At 75.2% G+C, this 1,675-nt stretch carries 1 protein-coding gene; it reads left to right on the forward strand.

What is annotated here, in order from left to right:
- Positions 1 to 479: 479 nt before the first annotated feature.
- Positions 480 to 1,675: GTP-binding protein (locus ABZ885_RS40740; RefSeq protein ID WP_360200197.1), on the forward strand; the 1,196-nt coding region annotated here is incomplete at its 3' end.

Raw genomic sequence — 1,675 nt, forward strand, 5'->3', positions numbered from 1 at the left:
GACGGGCGACGCCTGCCGCAGCGCCCCCTGACCGCGCGACCGGCCGGGTCCGGCCGACGGGCCCGACGTGGCGTCAAGGAGGGTGTCCGCGCGGAAAACCCGGTGACCGGGGTGCGCCGGGGTGCCTACACTCGGCTCGCAGCCGCGTGCCGCCACCGTTCCGGGGGCGGCGCCACCGTGACGAACCGAGGGAGGGACAGGCCGTGCGCTACCGCACCGCTGTCGTCGTCCCCTCGTCGCGGTACGAGGTGATCCTGGTGTCCTCGTGCGTCCGGTGCCCGCTGCGCGGCCGGTACCGGATGCCCGCGACGAACGCCTGACCGCCCGACCGCCTGATCGACCCGACCGCCTGAACCCGCCACCGCCCCGCCCCTTTCGGCCCGGGTGGTCGCCAGGGGCGGGGCCGTCCCGGGTCCGCGGCCGTTCCGTCGCCGCAATCGCGCAGCCCATTTCCGGAACACCCCGAAAGGCACCGGGCCATGCGCACCGACCCCTTCACCACCACCGTCCAGACCGTCGCCGACGTCCGCAACCTCGGCATCCTCGCCCACGTGGACGCGGGCAAGACCACCGTCACCGAGCGGATCCTCTACCTCACCGGCGAGACCCACAAGCGCGGCGAGGTGCACGACGGCACCACCGTCACCGACTTCGACCCGCAGGAGCGCGCCCGCGGCATCACGATCTTCGCCGCGGCCGTCAGCTGCGGCTGGGACGGCCACCGGATCAACCTGATCGACACCCCCGGACACGTGGACTTCGCCGACGAGGTGGAACGCTCGCTGCGGGTGCTCGACGGCGCGGTGGCGGTGTTCGACGCCGTCGCGGGCGTGGAGCCGCAGAGCGAGTCCGTCTGGCGGCAGGCCGACCGGCACGGCGTGCCCCGGATCGCCTTCGTCAACAAGCTCGACCGGGCCGGCGCCGACCTGGACGCCGCCGTGGACTCCATCCGCGAGCGGCTGCACCCGGCGCCCCTGGCCGTCCAGCTGCCGATCGGACGTGAGGACGGGTTCACCGGCGTGGTCGACCTGGTCCGGATGCGCGCGCTGACCTGGGTGGACCTTCCCTGGCCGAACGGCTACCGCGAGGGTCCGGTGCCCGAGGACCTGCGCGAGGAGGCCGGGCGCCGCCGGCACGCGCTGGACGAGGCGGTGGCCGGGCTCCACCCCGGCGCGCTGGAGGAGTTCTGCGCGCAGGGGGCGCTGACCCCCGGCACGCTGGCCGCCGCCCTGCGCGAACTCACCCGCACGGGTGAGGCCGTGGTCGTGCTCTGCGGCTCGGCCTACCGCAACCGGGGCATCGAACCGCTGCTGGAGGCCGTGGTGGCCTACCTGCCCTCGCCGCTGGACGTGCCGGCCGTGCGCGGCACGCTCGGCGGCGCCGCGCAGGAGCGGACCGCCGACCCGGCCGGCCCGTTCGCGGCGCTGGTCTTCAAGGTGAACGCCACCGCCACCGGCCGGCTCACCTATCTGCGCGTCTACTCGGGAACACTGCGGAAGGGGGACACGGTGCTGGACGCCGGCACGGGACGCACCGAGCGGATCGCCCGGGTCCTCCGGGTGCAGGCCGACCGGCACGCCGAGGCCGAGGCGGCGGTGGCCGGGGACATCGTCGCGGTGGTCGGCGTCAAGGCCGATCGAGCTGCCCTGGGCCGGGTGGCCCGCCGCGATGGTCA

It is taken from the genome of Kitasatospora sp. NPDC047058 (assembly GCF_040643935.1).
Taxonomy (GTDB): domain Bacteria; phylum Actinomycetota; class Actinomycetes; order Streptomycetales; family Streptomycetaceae; genus Kitasatospora.